The sequence below is a fragment of the Cyclobacterium sp. L-R genome (assembly GCF_056859355.1).
Window position 1 is genome coordinate 1 of sequence record NZ_JBSXOH010000048.1, and the last position, 24,626, is coordinate 24,626.

Annotated in this window: 19 protein-coding genes, 1 rRNA gene and 1 pseudogene; 7 read left to right on the forward strand and 14 right to left on the reverse strand. The window is 39.0% G+C overall.

Going from position 1 to position 24,626, the window contains the following annotated elements; genetic code table 11:
- Positions 1-655: 655 nt before the first annotated feature.
- Positions 656-1,318, reverse strand: a complete 663-nt coding sequence (locus tag AC13EX_RS05055; protein WP_482891808.1) for a hypothetical protein — start codon at positions 1,316-1,318, stop codon at positions 656-658.
- A gap of 459 nt (positions 1,319-1,777) precedes the next feature.
- Here AC13EX_RS05055 and AC13EX_RS05060 point away from each other — a divergent pair, with 459 nt between their 5' ends.
- The 4 genes from AC13EX_RS05060 to AC13EX_RS05075 all read left to right on the forward strand — a co-directional run bounded on the left by AC13EX_RS05060 (position 1,778) and on the right by AC13EX_RS05075 (position 8,152).
- Complete coding sequence (locus tag AC13EX_RS05060; protein ID WP_482891809.1) at positions 1,778-4,846, forward strand: SusC/RagA family TonB-linked outer membrane protein; 3,069 nt, start codon at positions 1,778-1,780, stop codon at positions 4,844-4,846.
- Positions 4,847-4,857: 11 nt separating this feature from the next.
- The gene (locus AC13EX_RS05065; protein WP_482891810.1) at positions 4,858-6,237 is read left to right on the forward strand and encodes a RagB/SusD family nutrient uptake outer membrane protein; all 1,380 of its coding nucleotides are present in this window, start codon (positions 4,858-4,860) and stop codon (positions 6,235-6,237) included.
- 119 nt (positions 6,238-6,356) lie between these two features.
- On the forward strand, positions 6,357-7,448 hold the full coding sequence (gene gcvT / locus AC13EX_RS05070; protein ID WP_482891811.1) for a glycine cleavage system aminomethyltransferase GcvT: 1,092 nt from the start codon (positions 6,357-6,359) through the stop codon (positions 7,446-7,448).
- The gene (locus tag AC13EX_RS05075) at positions 7,445-8,152 is read left to right on the forward strand and encodes a 2-phosphosulfolactate phosphatase (RefSeq protein WP_482891812.1); all 708 of its coding nucleotides are present in this window, start codon (positions 7,445-7,447) and stop codon (positions 8,150-8,152) included. The genes gcvT and AC13EX_RS05075 overlap by 4 nt, the downstream gene beginning before the upstream one ends.
- Positions 8,153-8,343: 191 nt before the next feature.
- On the opposite strand, the gene AC13EX_RS05080 is transcribed toward AC13EX_RS05075, so the two are convergent.
- The 11 genes and pseudogenes from AC13EX_RS05080 to hisH all read right to left on the reverse strand — a co-directional run bounded on the left by AC13EX_RS05080 (position 8,344) and on the right by hisH (position 20,108).
- A complete protein-coding gene (locus tag AC13EX_RS05080) occupies positions 8,344-8,886 on the reverse strand; it encodes an SRPBCC family protein (RefSeq protein WP_482891813.1) in 543 nt (180 codons plus the stop codon).
- A 134-nt stretch (positions 8,887-9,020) separates the two neighbouring features.
- The gene (locus AC13EX_RS05085) at positions 9,021-10,802 is read right to left on the reverse strand and encodes an efflux RND transporter periplasmic adaptor subunit (protein ID WP_482891814.1); all 1,782 of its coding nucleotides are present in this window, start codon (positions 10,800-10,802) and stop codon (positions 9,021-9,023) included.
- Between the two features lie 71 nt (positions 10,803-10,873).
- Positions 10,874-11,332, reverse strand: a complete 459-nt coding sequence (locus tag AC13EX_RS05090) for a DUF305 domain-containing protein (RefSeq protein ID WP_482891815.1) — start codon at positions 11,330-11,332, stop codon at positions 10,874-10,876.
- A gap of 1 nt (position 11,333) precedes the next feature.
- Positions 11,334-12,563, reverse strand: a complete 1,230-nt coding sequence (locus tag AC13EX_RS05095) for a TolC family protein (RefSeq protein WP_482891816.1) — start codon at positions 12,561-12,563, stop codon at positions 11,334-11,336.
- Positions 12,560-16,383: pseudogene (locus tag AC13EX_RS05100) on the reverse strand (efflux RND transporter permease subunit). The gene AC13EX_RS05095 and the pseudogene AC13EX_RS05100 overlap by 4 nt, the downstream one beginning before the upstream one ends.
- A 98-nt stretch (positions 16,384-16,481) precedes the next feature.
- The gene (locus tag AC13EX_RS05105; RefSeq protein ID WP_482891817.1) at positions 16,482-16,967 is read right to left on the reverse strand and encodes an HYC_CC_PP family protein; all 486 of its coding nucleotides are present in this window, start codon (positions 16,965-16,967) and stop codon (positions 16,482-16,484) included.
- Entirely contained in the window at positions 16,964-17,371 is a 408-nt protein-coding gene (locus AC13EX_RS05110) for a gamma-glutamylcyclotransferase family protein (protein ID WP_084011768.1), read from the reverse strand. The genes AC13EX_RS05105 and AC13EX_RS05110 overlap by 4 nt, the downstream gene beginning before the upstream one ends.
- A gap of 12 nt (positions 17,372-17,383) precedes the next feature.
- Positions 17,384-17,989 carry a bifunctional phosphoribosyl-AMP cyclohydrolase/phosphoribosyl-ATP diphosphatase HisIE gene (gene hisIE, locus AC13EX_RS05115; RefSeq protein WP_482891818.1) on the reverse strand — a complete coding sequence of 202 codons (606 nt, stop codon included), beginning with the start codon at positions 17,987-17,989 and terminating at the stop codon, positions 17,384-17,386.
- Positions 17,990-18,038: 49 nt separating this feature from the next.
- Positions 18,039-18,800, reverse strand: a complete 762-nt coding sequence (gene hisF / locus AC13EX_RS05120; RefSeq protein ID WP_482891819.1) for an imidazole glycerol phosphate synthase subunit HisF — start codon at positions 18,798-18,800, stop codon at positions 18,039-18,041.
- Between the two features lies 1 nt (position 18,801).
- The gene (gene hisA / locus AC13EX_RS05125; protein ID WP_048642370.1) at positions 18,802-19,524 is read right to left on the reverse strand and encodes a 1-(5-phosphoribosyl)-5-[(5-phosphoribosylamino)methylideneamino]imidazole-4-carboxamide isomerase; all 723 of its coding nucleotides are present in this window, start codon (positions 19,522-19,524) and stop codon (positions 18,802-18,804) included.
- Positions 19,524-20,108, reverse strand: a complete 585-nt coding sequence (hisH, locus tag AC13EX_RS05130; RefSeq protein ID WP_482891821.1) for an imidazole glycerol phosphate synthase subunit HisH — start codon at positions 20,106-20,108, stop codon at positions 19,524-19,526. The genes hisA and hisH overlap by 1 nt, the downstream gene beginning before the upstream one ends.
- Positions 20,109-20,612: 504 nt before the next feature.
- Here hisH and AC13EX_RS05135 point away from each other — a divergent pair.
- Entirely contained in the window at positions 20,613-20,999 is a 387-nt protein-coding gene (locus AC13EX_RS05135; protein WP_482891822.1) for a hypothetical protein, read from the forward strand.
- A 6-nt stretch (positions 21,000-21,005) separates the two neighbouring features.
- Here AC13EX_RS05135 and AC13EX_RS05140 read toward each other — a convergent pair whose 3' ends face one another.
- The gene (locus tag AC13EX_RS05140) at positions 21,006-21,902 is read right to left on the reverse strand and encodes a DUF6807 domain-containing protein (protein ID WP_482891823.1); all 897 of its coding nucleotides are present in this window, start codon (positions 21,900-21,902) and stop codon (positions 21,006-21,008) included.
- A gap of 169 nt (positions 21,903-22,071) precedes the next feature.
- On the opposite strand from AC13EX_RS05140, the gene AC13EX_RS05145 reads away from it, so the two are divergent.
- Entirely contained in the window at positions 22,072-23,013 is a 942-nt protein-coding gene (locus AC13EX_RS05145; protein ID WP_482891824.1) for a 3-keto-disaccharide hydrolase, read from the forward strand.
- A gap of 155 nt (positions 23,014-23,168) precedes the next feature.
- The gene (locus AC13EX_RS05150; RefSeq protein WP_482891825.1) at positions 23,169-24,119 is read left to right on the forward strand and encodes a sugar phosphate isomerase/epimerase family protein; all 951 of its coding nucleotides are present in this window, start codon (positions 23,169-23,171) and stop codon (positions 24,117-24,119) included.
- Between the two features lie 400 nt (positions 24,120-24,519).
- Here the strand turns inward: AC13EX_RS05150 and rrf are convergent.
- A 5S ribosomal RNA gene (gene rrf, locus AC13EX_RS05155) occupies positions 24,520-24,626 on the reverse strand; the annotation flags it as partial.

Here is a 24,626-nt window from a genome sequence, read left to right on the forward strand (position 1 = left end):
GTATCGTAAAATCAAATCTAGAATTGATCAACTCAAACAAGCAATGCACAAAATCATTCGAAAAATATCTGATTATCCTTTCAAACTCTTGCTTCAACTTGAAATAATACGGCCCAACACGTCAGTTCCTAGAATAAAAACGTAGACTGCCAGACCCAGTAATTTTATAACTTATAAACATTAACTAAACGACATTGCCCGCATTATGTAAGAGGATTTCTCCGCCCTGACAACGTCAGGCGTGATGCCTGTGCCGTGTTTACGGGAAGTGTTGCAATCGCAAGAAAATCAGGCTGTTTGGATATTTTAGCATAGCACCGCTATGGTGAAATTGAAAACAGCTACGAAGTGGCTGATACTAAATCGATTTCAGCACGTAATAGATTGTCTATTGTATATTTCGGGTTTAAGCAGTATCACTCATAATACTAAGGATCTATTGTACTTTTTGGTTTTGAAAAACTTCAACGAAATGAGAGAGGAACTATTCAACTTTTAACAAGAAATTGAAGCAGTCGTTTTCGGACTTAGCGTTCGTGTGGGTTTCGGAGCAAAAAACTGTAGACCTGCACTGAACTTGAATAGAAGAACAAAGCTTCAAGTTTGCACCTCACTCCGCCTAACGCAAAAACTGTGTTGGTAGCAGTTTTTCTATTCAACTTATCCATAAATTCTGTTCTGTGATTAGTATCCATTTGCCCTTTTCCTTTCTAAAAAGTAAAATTTCTCCACTACCCCAAAGCCAATCTCCTTGTCCACTATGCTCAATCACTACTTTGTTCTTTTCTTTATTGAAAATTGGTTTGGAGTAATTATGTCTACCGTAGTTGCCAAAATGTACTCGAAAATTATCCCAATAGTCAGTCGTGTCATTTGCTTGTGCTTTATAAAGGTCTTTAGGTGTCAAGCACCAAACATTTATTAATTTGTCTTGGTCCCACAAAAATGTTTGATTTTCAAGTTGGGACTTCATATTATTTTTGTCTTGGCTTTTTAGAATAGAGTCTGGTTGTGAGTTTATGAATTTTTTTAAATCGGAACTGTGCTTGAATGAAAAACAGTTTAATTTCAAAAATTCTCGTCTGTCATCAAATACACTGTCTGCACCAAATAACGTGTAATTCATAAAGTCATAAATTTCTTGTTCAGAAATTACTGTATTTCTGTTTTTTAAATCGTCATATGAATATCCTGCATTTACTTTTCTGTAATCGTGATACCCATTCATGAAGAAACCAATTAGAACAACTATTAAAAGTCCTGCACCTATAATGTAAAGGTTTGAAACTCCTAAATGTCTAATTTTTTTATTTTTCATTTTATGTCTAAACAAAATACTATCGGTTATTTTTCATTGCGATGATTTGTCGTTCTAAAATTACTACCAACATCCTATTTAAAAAGCTTGAATCAGCTTACCGCTGGAAACTAATTAAAAAAATCATAATACCGATCCCGTATCATGGTTATTTCACTGAAGACAGCACTAAATCAATGATTTATTATAGTCGCACCTATTATATCAATATAATTAGCCTCCTAACAACTCAAAACCTCATTAACCCACGCATATTTAATAGATTAAACCAATACTTTTCGAATAAAAAAATACCTGTAAATCAATTTTAATCATACAAGATTATGCCAAAGGTTATTTTTTTTACTACATTAGTATTAGTTTACTACTAATACTTATCCCCAAATAATCTAAAAGAACATTTAGATTAACAATATTTCGTATCACCGTATTACGCTTACATTACCCACCAGATTATCTATGAAAAGCAATATCTCTATTGTGTTGGCTTTATTATTTGCTGTCCCTTTAATTGGTTTATCGCAAGGTATTACTATTTCTGGAAAAGTTATTTCTAATGAGGATGGCAAAGCAATCCCTGGAGTAAGTATTGGGATTGCGGAAAGTGGCAAGTCTACCATTACGGATACTTCAGGTCAATATCAAATTAACATAGACAAAGAATCAACCATTGTTTTTTCTTATTTAGGATTTATTCAACAGGAATTCCTTGTAAACAGCAGCAAAACGTTGAACGTAAGTCTTATTCCTAATTTGCAAACGCTTGACGAAATCGTGGTGGTTGGCTATGGAAGTGCAAATAAGGCAGATCTGACAGGAAATATAGCCAAAATTGAAGGGCATGAAATTGAAAATATCCCAGTTCCTAATTTTCAGGAAACCCTGCAAGGCAGACTCACAGGAGTACATGTAACTTCATCTACTGGGAAGCTTGGAGAAGGGGTTAAGGTTCGAATAAGAGGCACTACATCCATTTCAGCTGGCAATGACCCATTTTATATTATAGATGGGATTCCTGTTACTACCTCCGGAAGTCTTGGTAATAGCAACCCTTTGGCCATGATAAATATCAGTGACATTGAGTCAATCAATGTTCTGAAAGATGCGGCGGCGGCATCCATTTATGGAGCAAGAGGATCCAACGGTGTAGTAGTGATCACAACAAAAAAAGGAGAAATAGGCAAAACAAAATTTAAAATAGGCCTGCAGAGAGGCTATAGTAGTCCTACTCGAAAGAAGGACTTTCTAAACGCCAGCCAATTTGTTGAATTAATGCGCGAAGCTGGTTATAACAATGATTTGGCCGCTAACAAAGACCCAATAAACAATACTTTGGATTATCCTGATTCAGACCTTCAATTTGTAGAAAACAGATTGGATCAATACGCAGGTCATACCAACTGGAGAGATGGAGGCATCAATACCAATTGGCAAGATCAAGCTTTCAGAGGAGATGCCGGTGTCACTAAGGTAAATTTCTCTGCTTCAGGGGGAGACAATAAAACTAGCTTTTATTTATCTACTGCTTATGACAAACAAGATGGCATACTGATCAGAAACAATTTTGAACGAATTTCCGGTAGACTAAATTTTGACCATCAGGTTTCAAATAGATTCAAGATTGGCGCCAATTTTAGTTTATCAAGGACCACAACCAATACCTTGCCTAGTGACAATCAATTTAACAATCCTATGCAATTGGTTGCTTTGGCTCCCATTTCTCCGTTAAGAAATCTGGACGGGGAATTATATGACCGCCCCACTACCACCTATTACAATAATTTAATAGACTCAGAAAATTCCAATTGGACTACAACAGGCTTAAGAAACATCAATGGCATTTTCGGGGAGTTGAAACTTATTGAAAACCTTACTTTTAGGTCAGAGTTTGGGCTGGACAACCTTACACAAAACGATGATTCTTATTTCGGATCAAAAACCGCCACCGGTCAAAGTTCAAATGGTTATGGATCATCACGTTGGTTAAAAATTGCCACCTATAACACAAATAATTTCTTCACCTACAAACCTAATCTTCAGGGACCTCATAAACTGGAGGCTACGCTGGGAATGTCTTTCCAAAAAACAGAAAACAGGTTTACAAGTGTAGAGGGTAAAGAGTTTCCACTGGACGGACTCACCACATTAAAGTCTGCCGCAGAAATCACAGATGGCACATCCTCCCTCAGCAACTCTTCCTTTCTATCCTACTTTACAAGGTTAAATTATAAATTGGATGATAAATACTTACTTGCTGTTAGTGCCAGATACGATGGTTCTTCCAGGTTTGGAGAAAGCAATAAATATGGTTTTTTCCCAGCAGGATCTTTAGGATGGCTCATCAGCGAAGAGAACTTCCTGAAAGACAATGCTTACCTAAGTTATTTTAAACTCCGTACTTCTTATGGGCTTACAGGGAATGCCCTAATTGGTGATTTTGACCACATGGGATTGTATGAGCCATTATCTTACGGACTCAATGCAGGTTTGTCTCCTACTCAGATAGCCAACCCAAATCTAACTTGGGAAACCACAAGACAATTCGATATAGGCTTAGAATTTGGGCTATTTGAAGACCGTTTTTCAGGAGAAATAGATTTCTACAATAAAATGACCCGCGATCTTTTATTGTTGGTGCCTGTGCCTGCCACAACAGGTTTTGTAACTCAAAGACAAAACTTGGGTAAGATGCAGAATTATGGGATAGAGGTACTTTTAAACACTATCAATTACAGCAATAGCCACTTTATTTGGAAATCTTCTTTCAATTTTTCCAGAAACATTAATAGGGTACGGGCACTCTCCAAAGACCAAACTGAAATACCTCCACCTTATTCAAGCTACCTGAATGGCATCTATGTCGGACAGCCCATGGCTGTATTCTTTGGCCCAAAATACGCGGGAGTAGATCCTGAAAATGGGGACGCACTTTATTATAAAGATGAAGCGCAAACAGAAATGACCAACGATTATAACACTGCCGCTCGACTGTTTTTGGGAAGCCCCAACCCTGATTTTATAGCGGGGATTACGAATGACCTCTCTTATAAAAACCTTGATTTGGAATTCCTCTTTCAAGGCGTTTATGGAAATAAAATTTACGAAGCAGCAGGTGGTTATTACGCCAACAATGGGAATTGGTTTGACAATAACACAGCAGAACAAATGGAAAGGTGGCAAAAGCCAGGGGATCAAACCGACATTCCTCAAGCCAGGTTAGGTATTTGTAATGGTTGCAGTGCTTCAAGCAGGTACATTTCTGATGGTAGCTACCTACGACTAAAAACATTATCTCTGGCCTACAACTTTCCTGAAAAGTGGAACGATAAGTTGAAAATCCAGAATGCTAAAATTTATATTATCGCCCAAAACTTATTGACATTCACTAAGTACAATGGTTGGGACCCCGAAGTAGGAACTGAGGCATTATCCAATAATTTTGCCAATGCTAATTTATTCCAGGGAGTTGATCTTTATTCAGCCCCACAGGCTAGAACATTTTCTATAGGCTTGGATTTAGGGTTTTAAATATTTTATATATGTCATCAAAAGTATTACACACACCGATCCTATTATTTTTTATCTTCTTTATTGTTTCTTGTGACGATCAATTGGATTTAAAACCATCACAAGAAATCGATGAGCTTACTGCACTTGACAGTGATGCGAATATCAAAAGAGTGCTCATAGGTGCCTACGCTAATATTAGGAAATCAGACCTCTGGGGAGGAAGAGTTCTGCTCTACAGCGAAATGCTCGCTGCAAACAATGAGCTAAGATGGGAAGGCACATTCGTACAACCAAGAGAAATGCTCAACAAAAGCATTTTAACAAACAATACATTTGTTACAGACACATGGACTACCGCATATAGCACTATTAATTTAGCCAACAATATTATTGAGGCTATAGATAAGGTAAAAACCGAGGATCAGGATAGAGTTAAAGGAGAAGCATTATTTATAAGAGGAGTCGTGTATTTTGAATTGGTTAAATTATATGGATTGCCCTATGTTTCCGAAAATCCTTCTACGAACCTGGCCGTTCCTTTGATCCTTTCACCTTCCAGAGGTGGTCAAAATAACGGAGTTGTCGAAAGACATTCTGTTGAAAACGTTTACCAACAAATCATTAAGGACCTAACGGAAGCGGAACAATTACTACCTGAGTCAAACAATATCTTCGCGTCTCAATACATTGCTTCTGCTATGCTTTCCAGAGTATACTTACAAATTGAAGATTATACCTCTGCTCGAGATGCCGCCAATAGAAGCATAAATTTGGCGCTAGCCTATGGCAAAAAACTCATGGACCAATACATGAATGCTTTCAATAATGAATCAGATAGTCAAGAAGATATATTTACTATTCAGGTGAGTGCCCAAGATCCAGTAAATGCCATGCATCTTTTCTACTCCACTCCAGAATTTGGTGGAAGAGATGGTGATGTTGGTATTACCGGAAATCATTTAGCATTGTATGAAGATGGAGATGACAGGTTAGGTCAATTTGAAGAAAGGGCCGGGGCCATTCGAACAAATAAATGGAGGGATCAAAATGCCAATGTCAAAATCATTAGATTGGCAGAGCTGTTCCTTACTCGAGCTGAAGCCAACTTCAGAGAAGGCACCAGTATAGGAGCTACCGTATTGGAAGACATTAACAGAATAAGAAGGAGGGTTTTATTACCTGAAAAGACAAGTGTGGCCCTTGAAGATATATTAAAAGAGAGGAAGTTGGAATTGGCACATGAAGGCCATAATCTACATGACATCAAACGCACCAGAGGCATTGTGGTGGACAATAACGACTCCAATTTCAAGTATTCATTCGATGATCCAAAATTAATCTTTCCTATTCCTCAAAGGGAGTTGTTGGCCAATTCGAAACTGATTCAAAACCCAGGCTATCTGGAATAGGAATTATATATCGAATAGTTAACAAATGTATTAGTTGCGAACGGTCTTTTTCCCAAACCTTTTCTTTATAATTAATCACATTTCTTACCTTTAGGCTTTTAATATAAAGTCAAAGATTAATGGAGAAAATAAAAAAGGTAACTCTAGATGAAATACATCATTCATTAGGTGCAAAAATGATCCCATTTGCAGGGTATGACATGCCTGTAAGGTACAGCTCCGATATGGAGGAACACAAAACAGTTCGAGAAAACGTGGGTGTTTTTGATGTTTCCCATATGGGTGAATTTATAGTAGAGGGACCCAATGCACTTGACTTAATACAAAAAGTCTCCTCAAATGATGCCGCAAAGCTTAAAATAGGACAAGCACAATACACTTGCTTTCCCAATCTTGAGGGCGGAGTTGTTGATGATTTTTTGGTTTATAAAATGGAAGAAGAGCGCTACATGCTTGTAGTGAACGCATCCAATATCGATAAAGACTGGGCATGGATACAGCAACATAACACTGTAAATGCAAAACTGGAAAACATATCAGATGAAATTTCCTTATTTGCCATTCAAGGGCCGAATACAATAAAAGCCATACAATCACTAACTTCAACTTCATTAAAAGATATTCCATTTTATCATTTTGAAGTAGGCTCTTTTGCAGGTGTAGAAGATGTAATCATTTCTGCTACTGGCTATACAGGTGAACCAGGCTTTGAATTGTATGTGAAAAATGCCGATGCAAAGAAAATATGGAATGCCATTTTCGATGCAGGTAGCCAACTGGATATAAAACCAATAGGATTGGGAGCCAGGGACACCCTACGCTTAGAAATGGGATATTGCCTTTATGGCCATGAACTTTCAGATACCACCTCCCCATTAGAGGCGGGATTAGGCTGGATTACCAAATTCACCAAAGACTTCATTAATCATGAGGCGCTGAAAAAGCAGAAAGAAGCAGGTATCAAAAGAAAACTAGTAGGTTTTAAACTTATAGAAAGAGGAATTCCAAGAGCAGATTATTCCATTGTAAATGCAGAAGGTGAAGTTATAGGAAAAGTCACTTCCGGAAGTCAATCACCAAGCATGGGTATTGGTATTGGTTTAGGTTATGTAGACATTGAATACGCCAAACCTGGAACCGAGATCGGGATTGAGGTAAGGAAAAAAAGAATTTCTGCCAAAATAGAGAAACTACCCCTGCTTAAAAAATGAAAACCATAGAAACCTGTATCAGTCCTGACTTGTTGGACCTCCACGAGTTAGCAAACAAAACCGTCATCGTTGTTGATATTTTCAGAGCTAGTTCTACCATGGTAACAGCGCTTTCTAATGGCGTGAATTCCATCGTCCCCGTAAAGGATCTAGATCAATGTAAATCTTATAAAAAAAGTGGTTGGCTCATTGCAGGAGAGCGCAATGGCAAGCAGGCAGATGGCTTTGATTTAGGAAATAGTCCATTGGCTTATTTAGACCAAGCCTTTGCTGGTCAAAATGTGGCCATGACTACTACAAATGGCACAAGAGCTATTTCTTTAGCTCGAGAACAAGCCTCAGAAGTACTTATAGGATCATTTCTGAACCTTCAAGCTACTGTAGATTATTTACAAACTTCTACCAATGATGTGCTGGTTTTATGCGCAGGATGGAAAGGTAAATTTAATTTGGAAGATTCTTTGTATGCTGGAGCACTGTCCCTTCTATTAGGCTGGGACCATGATTGCGATGCTACATTAGGAATGGAAGCACTCTATCAACAAGTTGGTGTGGATTTGCAAGGTTTTCTTCAAAAGGCTTCTCATGCAAAACGCCTACAAAATCACGACTTAGATAAAGACATAGATTTTTGCCTTGAATTAAACCAATTTAATTCTGTGGTATATTTGTCTGAGGAAGGACTTAAAAATAAAAACAATTAATCATTCAAATGGGAATACTTTGATTATTATAAAGTATTCCCATTTGATTTAACTTTTTCAACAGTTGATACTCGCTTACTATACGTAAGTGTCAAGCATTATTAATACTATTTTTAACTTCTAGCCCTAAACTAAATTCACCTCTCGGATTAATAAGTGTCAAATCCTGAGACAAGCCATATCAGTCAAAATTAATTGTTTTCCAGAATTGACTTTAACTTTTGCAAGCCTTCGGAAAAATCTTTACCTACCATTTCCTCCATATCCATCATCAACAACATAGAATTCATTGGATAATCCATATGCCCTTCAAATCCCCAGGTAACTTTGGTTTTATCCCCATTTACTTCATCAAATTCAATATAAGCCTTATCAGATGCTTCAAAAGGTTCCTTAAACCTTAAGGCATAATCGATTCTTTTACCTTGTTCAATTGCCAGTATTTCTTGTTCTCCCACCCCTACATTCGGATCTTTACTGTCCCAGGCTGAGACAAATCCCACTTCACCATCTACACCATTAAAACTTTTTTGCATGGTTGGATCCTTTAAGGCCCAACTTGAAAAGTATTCTTGGTTTTTGAGTAGTTTCACATATTCAAAAACCTCTTCTATAGGTTTTTCAATGGTTACCTCCTTAACTACGGTATAATCCTCATCAATAAACATCCCTACTATAAAAGGGATGGAAACCAATATTAAAACGATGGCAAGTATTATTTTCAGAACCTTCATGATTTGGGTATTTTATAGAAGTACAGAATAAATAATCGATCTACATTTTACTTATGATTTAATTTAATAATTATCAAGCAATTACCAAAACAAATTAACAATAAGCTTCGCCTCAATCTTACTATTCTTCACGGTTATTTAATTGTTCTTGTGACTTCCCCACAGGTCAGCATTGATTTTCCAAAATAAGGATTCACCACTTTTTCTTCCATGCTCAACCAATCCGCTCCCCGATTGGTATCAGCCATGGGACAATGTTGCACAAAAAGAGGTTTAGGAAAAGGATGAAATTTTTCCGCCATGCCTATCAATTCATCGGAAATTGAAAGAAATGTTTTGCGGACTTCTTCCAAAGACTTATCGGAACCTATCTTTTCAAGGGAAACCGATAAGCTTTTCTGGTACTTCATCCATTCCATATGGGCATTCCCTTCAAAGGATCCCATGTCAATATTTGAAATATAATTAAGCATTTCCTCTGCTTGTGATTTTGACCGCTTTAAATCATCGATAGTCAGGGCATTTTTTAATTTAAAATAATGATCAAAAATAGGTATCAAACCATCTTTAGCTGCCTGGGTAAGGGAATTCCCTATTGAACCTTCTATTTGACTTACCTTCGTCATTTCCATGCCACCGTGATTGTGCCCAGACATTGCTACCCCTCCTTCAGGGTTCATCATACTTGGCTTTCCTGCCAATTGGGCAGCAGCATCAATACTGAAAGCGCCATTAACTACAATTTCCTCCCCCGGGTGAAGACCTGCTTCTATAAGGTATTCAGTTCCCAAGGCTGCCCCAAGTGTTACTTCACGAAGTTGAAAGCTCAGTCCTTGGGAACTTATCTTTTTCACATACACGACAGACCGGGTGCCTGTCCACATGACTGCAGTCTTTGGAACAACTATAGCCTCTTCGGCCCCAGTAATCGAGCTTGTAATTACTCCAGAAACAAACATTTCAGGCTTATATTTTAGATCAGGATTAGCAATGCTTATCCTTGCAGAAGCTACTCTGGTGACCGGATCGATTATGGGGTCTAGGTAATCAATTTTCCCTGTAAAGATTTCTCCGGGAATAGATTGTACCCGATAGTTTACCTCATCTCCAGTTTTAATCCAAGGAATCTCAGATTCATAAACATCAAATAATACCCAAACCTTAGACAAATTTGAAACCTCATATAGGGCTTGCCCCATAGCAAGATGGTCTCCCAGATTGGCAAATTTTTGAGAAACATAACCAGAAACATTTGCTTTGATAGGGAAATTCTTAATTACTTCCCCAGTAGTCAATATCTGCTGAACCTGTGCTTCTGACACTTTCCAGTTCTTAAGCTTGGCCACAGCCGCATTAAAAAGCGCTGGTTGTTCTTCTTTTATTTTATTTGCCTGAAGAAGTTCTTCCTGGCTGGTCACCAACTCTGGAGAATACACCAAAGCAATAGTCTGTCCTTTAGCTATGTACTCACCAGTAAAATTCACCATCAATTTTTCAATTCTACCTGGAATATGGCTTGCTTGTGTAAACAATAAGCGCTCATCAACTTGGATTTTCCCGTCTAGCCTAAGCGTTTTTTCCGCTTTCCCCTTACCAACTACCATCGTTTTCACGTCTGCAAGTTGGATGGCTGTAGGGGACATGGTAATAGACAAAGGATCAGTTTCTTGAGAATCATTCTCCAATGGAATGAGATCCATTCCACAAATAGGACAGTCCCCAGGTTCACCTTGGCGAATTTGGGGATGCATGGAACAGGTGTAAACCGAAGAAACCCAAGCAGTGGATTCCACATGCTCATGTACTGGTGGTTGTTCAGGAAGATTTGCGGACGGCTTAATCAACCAACCTAACAGCACGCCCACAAATAGTGTAATGACGATCAGTAAGTACTTATTGTTAATTGAATTTTTCATATTTCTTTAGGCATGTCTTTGTTCCTACATGGATTAGACTTTTCCTTTTTAATTAAATCCCCTATAGTTCTTTACTCTGACTCCTCTAGTCGCTTGATCATTGCCTTCATTTGAGCAATTTCTTTCTTTTGTGCTTCAATGATATCCTTTGCCAATTGCTGTGCTTCCGGATCTTTCAGATGTGCTTTTTGGCTTACCATGATAGCCGAAGAATGATGAGGGATCATCGCTTTCATCCACTGTACATCAGCAATCAAAGTTTGATTTCTGAGCATGGTAAGGGTAGCTATAAATAAAATGACAGCCGCACCGAGAATCATAAAATTGACCTTCTTGTTTTCATACATTCCCCACATAAAGAGTAACATGGACACTGCCATGGGTGCTACCATCAATATTGTCATGTAGGTTCTGGTAGTACTTAGCATGACATGGTCAAAGAGATCTGCATTTAAAAACATTACGGCATACATGATGACAAATGAAACAGCCATCATTGCGGAGAACTTTAGATAATTGTTGCTTTTCATATCAGTAAGATTTAGCTGTTAAATAATTAAGTTGCGCTTCAGCAGCGTAGTAGGCTACAGAGGCTTTTATTTTCATTTTTCGGTACTCCAGCAATTGCTGCTGAAGGCGTAAAACTTCCTCAAAGTCTTCTCCCGAATTCGCATAGGAACTGTATAGCAGTTCAAGTGTTTGCTTGCTGGTTTGGATTTGCTTGTCAAAGGAAGAAATTAGGTCAAGCTGAATATCCATTTCTACCTTAAACCGATAAAAAGAGCCATAAAGGTTATTGGATACATCCTGCTTTTTTGCTTGGTAGGCTTCGGTTAATAACAATGCTTCTTTTTTGGCCGCATTGTATTTTTTTCTAAAAATCGGAATGCTCATGGTAACCGTCGGCATGAGGACATTTTTACCATTATCGACCAAGGCCATGTCATTAAGCTTGTCCACCATCACATAATCTACTCCTGCTCCAAGGTTTGGCAAGCCCTGTTTGATTGCCAATTTTTGTTTTAACTCACCGGCTTGAATTTTCAAATCCAGACTTTCCAATAATGGATTGTGCTGAATGGAATCAATAGAAGCCTGATAGGGAGAATCTGGAACGGTCAACCTTTCCGTAATTTCAATTGGTGAATCATAATCTCTTCCTAGCAAGGAGTTAAGTCTTGCATTAGCAGACTTAATTTTCTGGTTTAGCACCTCCAAATTTGTTTCGGCACTAGTATTCATGATGTCTACCCTAAGTGCATCCGTTAGTGATCCTTTGCCATTTTCGAAGGTAGAAGTAGCAATTGATTTATAAGTTTTCAGAATCTGAAGGTTTTCTTTTTCAATTTCAATCAACTCATACGTCTCCAAAAGCGGATAATAGACTGCTGAAACCTGATTATAAAGGCTATTCCGAGCATCCAGAAATTCCTTGTATTTCACCTCTGCAAGTATTGTCGCCACATCCCCTTGGATGCGCAAAGTTCCGAACCATGGAAACATCTGCGTCAATGAAAAACGCATGCGCTGAGGACCAAGCTTGGTTTGTACTGGGGAAATGAAATAACCAAAAGACAAATTGGGGTCTGAAAGTGATTTCGCCTGTGGGATTTTTTGCAAAGCCGCTTCAAACGCTTTGTATTTCCCTTTCAATCCAGGGTTGTTTCCAGCAGCCATCACAAAATAATCCTCCAAAGTCTGGCCTTGCCCGGAAAAACTCAACATCAAGATAAGCGTGATAGATAGGACGGTGAATTTCATATTGAATTGTTTTTAAATCTTCTTTCTTCCCGAATCGAATACAAAACGGGTACGATAAAATAAGTGATCGCTGCTACAATCATCCCTCCGAAAGCTGGAATGGCCATCGGTATCATAATGTCTGATCCCCTTCCTGAGGAAGTAAGAATTGGAAGCAAAGCAATAATGGTGGTGGCTGAAGTCATGATGGCCGGTTTAATTCGCCGCTGCCCTGCTTCTATAACGGCATTCCTAATTCCTCTGAGGCTATCTGTTTTGTTCTTTGCAAAACTCTGATCTAAATAAGTCGCCATAAGCACCCCATCATCCGTTGCGATGCCAAACAAGGCAATAAACCCGACCCATACAGCCACGCTCAGATTAATCGTGTGGATTTGAAAAAGGTCTTTAAAATTCATCCCAAAAAGGCCAAAGTCCCCAAACCAGCTTTGTCCATACAACCATAGGGTAATAAAACCACCGCTGAAAGCCATAGCAATTCCAGTAAAAACCATCAACGAGGTGGTAACTGAACGGAACTGGAAATAAAGAATCAGTAAAATAATCAGAAGTACCAATGGCACGATTACACTCAGGCGCTTTTCAGCTCGAACTTGATTTTCATAACTTCCGGAAAACTTAAAGCTCACTCCAGCCGGCACTTCCAATTCACCGGATTCGATTTTACTTTGAATCAAATTTCTGGCATCCTCTACTACCGTAACTTCCGAAAAACCCTCTCTTTTATCGAACAGTACATAACCAACCAAAAATGTTTCTTCGCTTTTAATTGCCTGAGGCCCTTTTAGGTATTCAAAATCTACAACCTGGCTCAAAGGGATCTGGGGCCCTGTCGGTGTAGGGATCAATATTTTGCCCAAAGCTTCAGGATCATCACGAAGCTCTCGCGGATAGCGAACCCGAACAGGAAATCGCTCACGTCCTTCCACAGTGGTTGTCACTTTCATACCACCAATGGCCGTTTCAATTGTACCCTGAACATCTTCAATACTCAAACCATACCGAGCAATTTGCGCTCTATTAATATTGAGATGCAGGTAGGGCTTTCCTACAATCCTGTCAGCAAATACAGCTTCGGTTTTCACCGATGGCACCTGCTTGAGAATATTTTCTACTTTTAATCCAAAATCCTCAATTGTTTGTAGGTCTGGCCCATATACTTTCATTCCCATCGGTGCCCGCATACCTGTCTGCAACATGACCAACCGTGTTTCTATTGGTTGTAGTTTTGGAGCCGAAGTGACACCCGGTATTTTGGTTACCTCCACTATTTCATTCCAGATATCATCTGGAGAATGAATATGTTCCCGCCAATTCCTATAGTATCGACCCTTTTCATCAGCAATGAGTAAAGAAACACCTATTTCCTTTGTAAGTGCCTCCTCATTGGAAACGGTATCGCCAGAAGTTAGAATAAAATGATTGTCTCTATCTACTTTAAACCGCTGCTTGTGCCCTTTCTCATTCAACAGGTACTCTGACTTGTAATTGATTACATTCTCATACATGGAGATTGGAGCAGGATCCAAGGCGGATTCAACCCGTCCAAGCTTCCCAACACTAAGTTCAACCTCGGGAATATTAGAAATCCGCATATCCAGCTGTCCAAGAACTTTTCGATTAAAGGCTATGCCTGAATGCGGCATGGATGTGGGCATTAATAAAAAGCTACCCTCATTCAAAGAAGGCATAAATTCCTTTTGCATTCCGGGAAAAGTATGCGCCATTCCTGACCAAACCTTCGTTTTCTGAAGGTCCCACCCTACTGCTTTAGCTGCCTTGGGAACAAGCCCAAAGGTTGTGTTAAAGCCAAGCCAAACCATAATCCCAAACAGAATAATGATAGCCGGGACAGTTAAAAATGCAGCTTTATGATCAAGACACCAATTTAGTACTTTCTTATAATTGTACTCCAAGAGAATAAATGCCCCAAGGATCAAACTGACTAGAATTGCCACAAAGACAAAGTTAAGGAAGGTCGATTTAGCCGCTCCTAATGGAAGCCAGTAACCAGCCAATAACCACACTACTCCTGCGATCACAATAATAATTTCCAGGTTGTTATAAAGGGGCCTAAAACTTTCAGGAATATTGTAGTTCCTTGTTGTGAAATAATCCCTCAATAGTGCAATTCCTGCCAACAAAATCAAAAGGCTTCCCGCCCAAACATAGCCTTGAGAAAGTGCCAGCATAGCTACTAGGATAAGCAGGATATTTCCAGCTCTTCTATATTTGAGATTATTGATCCTAAATCCGAAAAAGGTATGTGCGATACTGGGAAGGATCAACAGTGAAACAATTAATGCTGCCAGCAATGCAAAAGTTTTAGTATAGGCCAATGGCCCAAACAGCTTGCCCTCAGCCGCCTGCATGGTAAATACAGGGACAAAACTTACAATCGTGGTGGAAACGGCAGTTAGAATGGCACTGGAAACTTCAGCGGAGCCATTGTAAATTGTGGTGATTAGTTTTTGCTCCGGAGGCGCTTCATCAATATGCTTGATGATGTTTTCGGAAAGAATAATCCCCAAATCCACCATCGTACCTATTGCAATGGCTATACCGGAAAGTGCTACAATATTCGCATCTACACCAAAATAGCGCATGGCTATAAACACCATCAAAATGGCCAATGGAAGTAAACTTGAAATTAAAATGGATGCCCTAAGGTTGTAGACCATCACTATTACGACTAGAATAGTGATAAGTATCTCCAAGGACAAGGCCTCTTCCAGAGTTCCTAAGGTTTCCTGAATCAGGGTAGACCTATCGTAAAATGGAACAATCGTCAATTGACTGAGCCTACCATCTGCCAATGTTTTCTTGGGTAATCCTGGAGCGATTTCTTTAATTTTCTCCTTTACCTGATTGATAACCTGAAGTGGATTTGAGCCATATCTGGCTACCACTACTCCTCCTACTACTTCGGCGCCACCCTTATCCAGAAGCCCTCGCCTGGTTGCAGGACCTAATTGAACCACTGCGATATCTTTGATACGGATGGGCACATTGTCCTCTACCGCTACAACAGCAAGCTCAAGGTCTTCTATAGACTTGATATAGCCCAAACCACGTACAGGTACTCTGCTTGATTTATCTCTATGGTTTTAGCGCCTACATCTCGGTTGGATTGTTTCACTGCCTGCATCACCTTTGTCAATGGGATATTGTAAGCTTTTAATGCGTCAGGATTTACATCTACCTGATACTCCTGAACAAATCCACCTATGGAAGCGACTTCTGAAACCCCTTCAACTGCATTCAATCCATATTTCACATAGAAATCCTGAGCCGTTCTGATTTCGTGCAGGTCTCAACCACCGGTTGGATTTCCTTCCTGATCTCTTCCTTCCAGGGTATACCAATAAACCTGACCAAGAGCAGTTGCATCAGGCCCTAAGCCTGGCTGGACTTCATCTGGAAGCAGATCAGCTGGCAGAGAATTAAGCTTTTCCAAAATTCGGGAGCGCGACCAATAGAATTCAATTTCCTCGTCAAAGATGATGTAGATACTGGAGAATCCAAATATTGAGGAACTCCTAATTGACTTCACCCCGGGAATACCCAATAAATAGGTGGTCAATGGATAAGAGATTTGGTCTTCAATATCCTGAGGTGATCTTCCTGGCCATTGGGTAAAGACAATTTGTTGATTTTCACCAATGTCAGGAATCGCATCTACCGGAACAGGATCAGAAGGTAAAGAGCCGACTTGCCACCCAAATGGTGCAGTAACAATCCCCCACATTACTATTACTAAAATAAGGAGAACAGTTACAAGTTTGTTTTCAAGAAAAAACTTGATGATTGAATTAAGCATGATTTAATCCTATAATGAGAAATACCAGATAATGAGCCGCTGATTTTAAAAAGCAGCAGAAAACAGGTCAGTATTGCTAACCAAATTATCCGGTAAGATTAAATCAAGAAAGTTTGGTAAAGAACAGTATAATCCTGGGGATTGATTGGGGGAGGGTCAAAGGAGCTTATGGAAACAGGCATCAAAACCAATGCCTGATCAAGCAGAAAAGCCTGTGTGAATGCCGCAATAAAAATCATTTGCGGAGCACTGACATTAACAACTTTAAGGTTTTGATCCACTTCCAATTGGATCAATTCAAATTGATTTTGACAGCACTGATCCTTGCTTTCTTTTTGTTCATTTTCTGAAAGAGGGTTGTGCTTTTGGGTATCCATATCGCATTCTAAATGCTTGGCAGACAAACCAAAACCTTTTAACATTTCAGAGCCCATACAGATATGGCTACTTTTCGCCAAGCCAATGCTGGAAAAAAGAAAAAATGTAGCTATCAATATGGAAAATGATTTTTTCAACAAATCAAAGGTATATAAATATTTAGAAATCTTCAAATCAAGGTCTCCAGCCAAAATTACTGGTCTCACCTACTTTCGGTAATGTATTGCAAATAGTCACCTCCCTCAATAGGCGTCATATGATCCAAAGAACCTAAATGAAGGTATATCCAAGCAGATAATTTCACTCCTTCTTCAGATTCGATGCTTACTTTCAACCTTTCATACGTAATGCCTGTCTCTAGGTTTTCACCAACACCTTCGTACTCATCTAAAATGGTCAATACTTCATGTTCATTATGAAGCAAAAACACATCCCCGATCACATATTGACCTTCGGCCGTATTTAGGGTTAAAACAGGATAAGGCCCCATATCAAACAGCAAACCATTGCACTTCCCGCTTGTGAAATACTCACCGGACCGCGACAGTAGTTCCGCCATAGGATGATTGAACCCTTTCCTTAAGGTGCCATAGACAAATAAATAGGACAATCTCAGTAAAATTTACTTTTGATGGCGTTTGATCAAAACTTCCATTACTTCGTCCAATTCATATGATTTTGCTTCCAGCAATACCAAATAATGATACAGTAAATCCGCGGCCTCGCCCATGAACAATTCTTTGTTGTCATCTTTGGCTTCGATTACGATTTCCACAGCTTCCTCTCCTACCTTTTGGGCAACTTTATTGATCCCCGCATTGAACAGTGAAGTAGTATAGGATTTATCTGAAGGGTTTTCTTTCCTTTCTTTGATCACCTTTCTCAACTGATCAATAAAATGAGTTTTCCCTTTATTACTGTGAGCGAAGCAAGTATCATTGCCTGTGTGACAAACTGGGCCTATTGGCTTTACTGTTACCAAAAGCGTATCCTGATCACAGTCAACTTCAATATTCTTAAGCATTAAAAAATTACCTGAAGTTTCCCCTTTTGTCCATAAACGACCCTTTGTTCTACTAAAAAAGGTAACCTTTCCACTCTTAATCGTCACATCGATGGCCTCTTGGTTCATATAGCCCAACATCAACACCTCTTTAGTAAACTCATCCTGTATAACCGCAGGTACCAGCCCATCTACTTTTTCGAAATCTATATTTATATTTTCCATGCTAAATAATTGCTCAAATATTTATTGTAATCCTCAAACTATTGAAGATTTATGACATCTTTCTTATGTTGACTCCCTGCTTGTCGAGATAATCCTTTAATACAGGAATAGGTATTTCTTTGAAATGGAAGATACTGGCAGCTAAAGCAGCGTCGGCTTTTCCCGCAGTAAACACTTCCTGAAAATGCTGCATTGTGCCTGCTCCTCCTGAAGCTATTACAGGAATAGGAAGTAGAGAGGACAATTCTGAGGTAATCTCATTTGCAAAACCATTTTTTACTCCATCATGATCCATAGAGGTAAGCAAGATTTCACCCGCCCCTCTTTCGGCAACTTCCGCTGCCCATTCCTGTGTTTTTAGCAAAGTAGGCCTTCTTCCGCCGTGGGTGTGGACAAAATCTACTCCATCAATATTCTTGGTATCGATGGCAACCACTATACATTGACTTCCAAACTCTCTGGCTAGTTGATTGATAGCAGAAGGATTTCTTACTGCAGCCGAATTTATACTAATTTTATCTGCTCCAGCATTAAGCAAGGCTTTTACATCGTCAATGTCGGATATTCCACCACCTACAGTAAACGGAATATTCACTTTCCTGGCAACTTTGGTTACCAATTCCACCAAAGTCTTTCTCTTTTCCACTGTGGCAGTGATATCCAAAAACACCAATTCATCAGCTCCTTCGTCAGCATAAATTTTAGCCAACTCAACCGGGTCACCGGCATCCCTCAACTCCACAAAATTCACTCCTTTTACCGTTCTCCCATCTTTGATGTCCAGGCAAGGTATTATTCTTTTCGTCAACATATTAATTTCGTGTAAAGCTACTTAACTCCTCTAGGCTTATTCTTCCTTCATAAAAGGCTTTCCCCACAATGGTTCCATAAACCCCTGCTGCTTCTAGTTCTTCCAAATCCTTTACCGAAGCTACCCCACCACTCGCTATTAACTTAACTCCGGGGATTTCTTTCATTATTTCCTTATAGAGCTCCAAGGATGGCCCCTGCAACAATCCGTCTTTGGCCACATCCGTACAAATAACGTACTGCACACCTTTGGAATGGTAATCTTTGATGAAATCTATCAGGTCCATTTCGGTCGTCTCCTCCCAGCCTGAAATAGCAATTTTCCTGTCTTTGGCATCTGCACCTAATATTAATTTCTCTCCACCGAAAGATTTTAGCCAGCCTGTAAACAAGTCAGGGTTTTTCACTGCTATGCTTCCTCCTGTCACCTGTTTTGCACCTAGCTTGAAAGCCATTGCTATGTCGGCATCGGATTGCACGCCTCCTCCAAAATCTACATGAAGGTCTGTACCTTGACAAATCCTTTCCAAAACTTTGGTATTGATGATTTTCTTTTCTTTGGCTCCATCCAGATCCACCAGATGTAGTCTTTTAATTCCTGCACCTTCAAATCTTTTTGCTACCTCAGTAGGGTCTGATGAGTATTCCTTTTTTTGGCTGTAATCTCCTTGAGTAAGGCGAACACAATTACCTCCTATAATATCTATTGCTGGAATGATTTCCATTATAATTTCAGAAAATTGTTAAGAATTTTTTCACCTGTCACACTGCTTTTCTCTGGATGTCCCTGCATCGCATAATAGTTATCTTTATGCAGAATGGCGGAGAAATCATTGATATAATGAGAACTTGCAATGGTATATTTTGTGTCTATTTCGGCGTAATAGCTATGCACATAATAAACGTAGGAAGACTCATCCAGTCCCTCCAAAAGTGGGGATTTCAGATTCTCAAGGTTGTTCCACCCCATATGAGGCACCTTATTCAAAGGGGGGAATTTCTTTACCTTTATCGGGAAAACACCCAAACATTGGGTATCGTATTCCTCAGAATGCTCACAGAGCAACTGTAAGCCCAGGCAAATTCCAAAAAAAGGCTGAGTCAATTCTTTAATCAACTGATCAATCTTTCTTTCTTTCAAATACCTCATTGCCGTACTTGCTTCTCCCTGTCCAGGAAAAATCACCTTGTCTGCCTTTTTTATGGTTTCCCAATCATCTGTTAAGGTCGCATTGACTCCTAGCCTTTCCATGGCATACAATACAGACTGTACATTTCCTGCATTGTATTTAATTACTGCTACATCCATTCGTATCGGCCCTGGCCGCGTTAATCATTTTCGTTTTAAGCAGCCGCTAATTTAAAGCTTTTCGTGGTAGGGTGGAAGATTTCGCTACGAAATATCCAATACCTGTTCCAATAGCATAATAAACCATAGCTTAAGTGGTTGTATTTTCGTGATTCTGAAGACTATTAACATTTTAATTTTACAAAAGAATCCTAAAAGTTATAGAGCAATCAGGGAAAACTTATTTATTTATCAAAAACACATAATTATAAGCCATATCAATCAAATCACTTAAATTAGAATTAAGTTTGCTAAAGATTAATTGATCCACTCTAAGCTTTGATACAAAAAATCGCGCGATTAATTTCGAGGATAGGCCATCCTATTTGTTTGCTACTGACTTTTTTGGTCTACTTTCTTTTCAGTATACATACTCCCTTAAAGGGGTTCTGGACCCTAATCATAATTGTTTCATTAGGCATATTGCCTCTTATAGCCTGGAACTTATACCATAGCCGTAAAGGCTTGTATTCAAACTTTGATGTATCTATCAGGACGCAACGTTCCTCAATGTACCGCTTTATCCTATTATTAGCAGTAATCGTTTTAACCGCCTTATGGTTTAGCAATCAGCCATCCAATGTGATTATAGGAAGCCTAGTATTGATTCAATTGCTTCTACTTGCCTTCTTTATTAATTATAAAACCAAAATTTCCTTACACGTCGCCATCGCTGTTTATACAGGATTTGGACTATGGGAAATCAATAGAGAATTCTCCATGGTCATTTGGGCTGTCACTCCTTTAATTGCTTGGTCTAGGTGGTACCTTGGGAGACACTTAGCAATTGAATTGTTTTTGGGGTTTGTGCTTGGAGGTTTATGTGGTATTGAAATTTTATACTTCATATAACCGGAATCAATCTTTGCTGTAAGCATTAAATTTCCCTGCAATATCGGCTTCCAAATGATCTCCCTGATGTACGATCACCCTGTATTTGAGCTTTACTGAATCTCCTTTTTTTAATTTTGTCCCTTCTTTTTCATTTTCAGGCCAATACATTGGCGTAGGAGAGATAAACCCATAATCCCTGGTAAACCAAGGAGAAGGGTACCAGTCATTTGAAGGATGTTGCATAACAGCCAGGCCTTCTTGCCCTTCGCCTCGATTGCCATAAAAATCAATCCAGGAAGAAGGTTTACCAAAGGTTTCTTTCTCTCCACGGTCTCCCTCTGCGTTAATCATGGTTCCTCCATTGAGCACATTAAGGTCTTGGTCCATTCTTGCGCTGAACAAAGAGTGATTGGTTTTTTCAATAGAAACATCCTCCAACATTTCCATTTTTACATCAAAATCAATTTGATAAGCACCATCAGCTGTAGTAGAAATTGTGATCACTCGAAAATCCTTTATTGGGGCATTAGCTCCAGGTCTGGTCCAAATGCACTCATTAAGAATTGTCAATTGACTGTCATTATTCTGCTCAATTTCAGCCCTTAAAGACACAATTTGTCCCCTATCTAGGCCTTCTTGCCAATAATTGCCACCATTGACTCTATCGCAACCAAAAAACAAAGAGCTATGATGTGGGTATACCCCATTCCGCATACTGGTTACCAAGGCGCCAGAAGGTCCATTAACAGGGAAGAAAAAAGGATATTTCTCATTTTCAGCAAAATGATAACTGGTAAAAAATTTACCGTCAATAATCACATCTATCCTGTCACCAATTTTTTGAGCAGAAATTTTCTGCGCCATTACTGTTGACTGACAAAACAAAACGATCAAAAGAATAAAGGGAAATATGTATTTCATAATTAAGAGAATTAATATAATACTAAAGTAAGTATAATCCCTGATTCAAAAAAAACAGAACCATATTTGAAAACGTAGAAATCTGGAATTAAGGAATAAATTGGTGAACAGTTTTAAAGGAGACAAAAATCAAGTAATTTTAAGCGGAATAAACTTCAAATTAAATAACATGATAAAATCTAAATTACTATTGTACTCTTTACTGATTTTCAGTTTTCTAGGCACAGGAAACATGGCTTGCGCACAGGATGAAAAGCAGTTGACGGGGCGTTGGGACCTAACTGTGGACATGGATGGCAAACAGGCACCTTCATGGTTAGAAGTAAAACTTTCTGGAATGAAAACATTGGTTGGGTATTATGTGGCTCACAACGGCAGTGCCAGACCTATAGCGAAAGTAAACTATGATAAAGGAAAGGTAAGTTTTGCGATTCCCCCACAATGGGATAATGCTGATCAGGACATGATTTTTAATGGGCAGTTAAAAGGCGGTAAACTTTCCGGTACAATTACTCAAAGCACTGGTGAAAAGCATTCTTTTACTGGTGTAAAAGCGCCACTATTGATAAGAGAGAAAGCACCCAAATGGGGAAAAACAATAGAATTATTTAACGGAAAGAACCTGGATGGTTGGCATGTAGATGGGGCTAAAAACCAATGGGAAGTCATTGATGGCATATTAACCTCTAATTCTGCGGGATCCAATCTAATCTCAGATCAGAAATTTGAAGACTTTAAATTAAGCGCAGAATTCCGTTACCCAAAAGGTAGCAACAGTGGGATATACCTTCGAGGACGATATGAAGTTCAGATTGAAGACAATCCAGGCACACCACCTTCCTCTATTTATTTCGGTGGCGTATATGGATTCTTAACCCCCAATGAAATGGTAGCAAAATCAGCCGGAGAATGGCAAACTTATGAAATCACATTGATAGGCAGGAGAGTTACTATAATTGCCAATGGAAAAGCCATCATTACTGACCAAATCATACCAGGTATCACTGGTGGGGCCATTGATAGCAATGAAGGCGAAGCAGGGCCGATAATGATTCAAGGTGATCATGGTGCCGTTGAATTCAGAAAATTTGAAATAACACCTGCTAAATAGCCGGTTAAAAAAAGCCAAAAGATAAGTAAGCTTCAAAAGCCCCCATCTTTTGGCTTTTAAAGCTTGTAATTGTATTTACAATAAAATAGTCAGTAATCACATTTTCCATCTGGAAACCTTGGTATTGATATCAGTATCTTGTAATGAATAGAAAAATGAAGCGTAGAAGATTTATTGGGCTTGGTGCATTGGCTGGTGTTGTAACAGGAACATCACCATCTTTGGCTGCCAAAATCCCCTTAGACAATTCCCAAATCGATAAAAGATACCAACAAGGCCAAAGTCCTTGGCCAATTTGTCTAGATACCGCTACAGTTAGGCCTGCTTCTTTAAGGGAAAAAGTTAAAATTGCTGCTCAGGCTGGCTATGATGCTATAGAACCTTGGGATAGGGAACTGGCTGAATTTGAAAAAGAAGGAGGCAACTTAAAGGACTTGGGAAAAGAAATTAAAGACCTTGGCTTGTTTGTACCAAGTGTTATCGGATTATGGAATGCCTTACCTCCAACGCTCGAAACATTTAAGGAATCCCTAAAAGATACCCGAAACAGAATGCGTATGGCTGCTGATATCCAATCCCAACACATCCAAACAATCCCCAATACTGTAGGAGAAAATTACGATCAAAAATATGTTTCCAAAAGATACCGTGAATTAATAGAGATTGGAATAAATGAGTATGGTATCAACCCGGCTTTGGTTTTTGTGAAATTTTTCCCGCTCAAAACTTTGGGCCAAGCAGTTGGCGTGGCTTTAGATGCTAATCATCCTAAAGCAATGGTTATACCCGATACGTTTCACATGCACATCAGCGAAGGTGGTTTCGAAGGGCTCAATTTTTTAAACGGAGATCTTATTGCAATTTTCCAATTTGCAGATGCGCCAGCTAGTCCTGAAATAACAGTTTTGGGGGACAAACATAGGGTTTACCCTGGTGATGGAATCTTGCCTTTACCTGAAATATTGAAAACCTTAAATTCAACAGGTTATAAAGGATGCATATCGCTGGAATTATACAATCCGGAATATTGGAAACAGGACCTACAAGAAGTCGCCAATACAGGCTTAAGGAAAACAATAGAGGTGATTAATAAAGCTGGGGTTTAATCATGTATAATCATTTGGAAACGAAGTTTTAACAGAATTTCATAAAAATTATAAGCATAATTCACAAAATCAAAGACTTTTTTATAAAAAAAAAATATGTCAATTCTATTTTAAAAATGTCCTCAATTATTTAACTCCTAAGGACTGGTATAGATATTGTCCTAGATCAAGAATTCTAATAAGTTTGGGCTAGGGAGAAAAACTAAATTAATGTAATATTTTTAGCCTTATAAATGCTTCATTTATTATAAGTGAGGTGGGTAGGTGAAACTCCCTTCTTTAGTATGTACTGAGAAATTCCATACTATGTAGAGCGCCGTTCTATTAATAAACCAGGCAATAAAGCATTACCCCATAAGATTAGGCAAAAAAAAGACCCTTAGATTTCTCTAAGGGTCAATGAAGGCGGCGACCTACTCTCCCAGGTGTAACCCCAGTACCATCGGCGCTGCAGGGCTTAACTTCTCTGTTCGGGATGGGAAGAGGTGGGTCCCCTGCGCCGGGCCG

Coding starts and splice junctions, on each gene's coding strand:
- AC13EX_RS05080 (WP_482891813.1), bottom strand. CDS start 8,886: ATGAAGGTTCTGAAAATAATACTTGCCATCGTTTTAATATTGGTTTCC.
- hisIE (WP_482891818.1), bottom strand. CDS start 17,989: ATGGAAAATATAAATATAGATTTCGAAAAAGTAGATGGGCTGGTACCT.
- hisF (WP_482891819.1), bottom strand. CDS start 18,800: ATGTTGACGAAAAGAATAATACCTTGCCTGGACATCAAAGATGGGAGA.
- AC13EX_RS05085 (WP_482891814.1), bottom strand. CDS start 10,802: ATGAAAAATTCAATTAACAATAAGTACTTACTGATCGTCATTACACTA.
- AC13EX_RS05140 (WP_482891823.1), bottom strand. CDS start 21,902: ATGAAATACATATTTCCCTTTATTCTTTTGATCGTTTTGTTTTGTCAG.
- AC13EX_RS05145 (WP_482891824.1), top strand. CDS start 22,072: ATGATAAAATCTAAATTACTATTGTACTCTTTACTGATTTTCAGTTTT.
- AC13EX_RS05150 (WP_482891825.1), top strand. CDS start 23,169: ATGAAGCGTAGAAGATTTATTGGGCTTGGTGCATTGGCTGGTGTTGTA.
- AC13EX_RS05095 (WP_482891816.1), bottom strand. CDS start 12,563: ATGAAATTCACCGTCCTATCTATCACGCTTATCTTGATGTTGAGTTTT.
- gcvT (WP_482891811.1), top strand. CDS start 6,357: ATGGAGAAAATAAAAAAGGTAACTCTAGATGAAATACATCATTCATTA.
- AC13EX_RS05060 (WP_482891809.1), top strand. CDS start 1,778: ATGAAAAGCAATATCTCTATTGTGTTGGCTTTATTATTTGCTGTCCCT.
- hisH (WP_482891821.1), bottom strand. CDS start 20,108: ATGGATGTAGCAGTAATTAAATACAATGCAGGAAATGTACAGTCTGTA.
- AC13EX_RS05090 (WP_482891815.1), bottom strand. CDS start 11,332: ATGAAAAGCAACAATTATCTAAAGTTCTCCGCAATGATGGCTGTTTCA.
- AC13EX_RS05055 (WP_482891808.1), bottom strand. CDS start 1,318: ATGAAAAATAAAAAAATTAGACATTTAGGAGTTTCAAACCTTTACATT.
- AC13EX_RS05065 (WP_482891810.1), top strand. CDS start 4,858: ATGTCATCAAAAGTATTACACACACCGATCCTATTATTTTTTATCTTC.
- AC13EX_RS05075 (WP_482891812.1), top strand. CDS start 7,445: ATGAAAACCATAGAAACCTGTATCAGTCCTGACTTGTTGGACCTCCAC.
- hisA (WP_048642370.1), bottom strand. CDS start 19,524: ATGGAAATCATTCCAGCAATAGATATTATAGGAGGTAATTGTGTTCGC.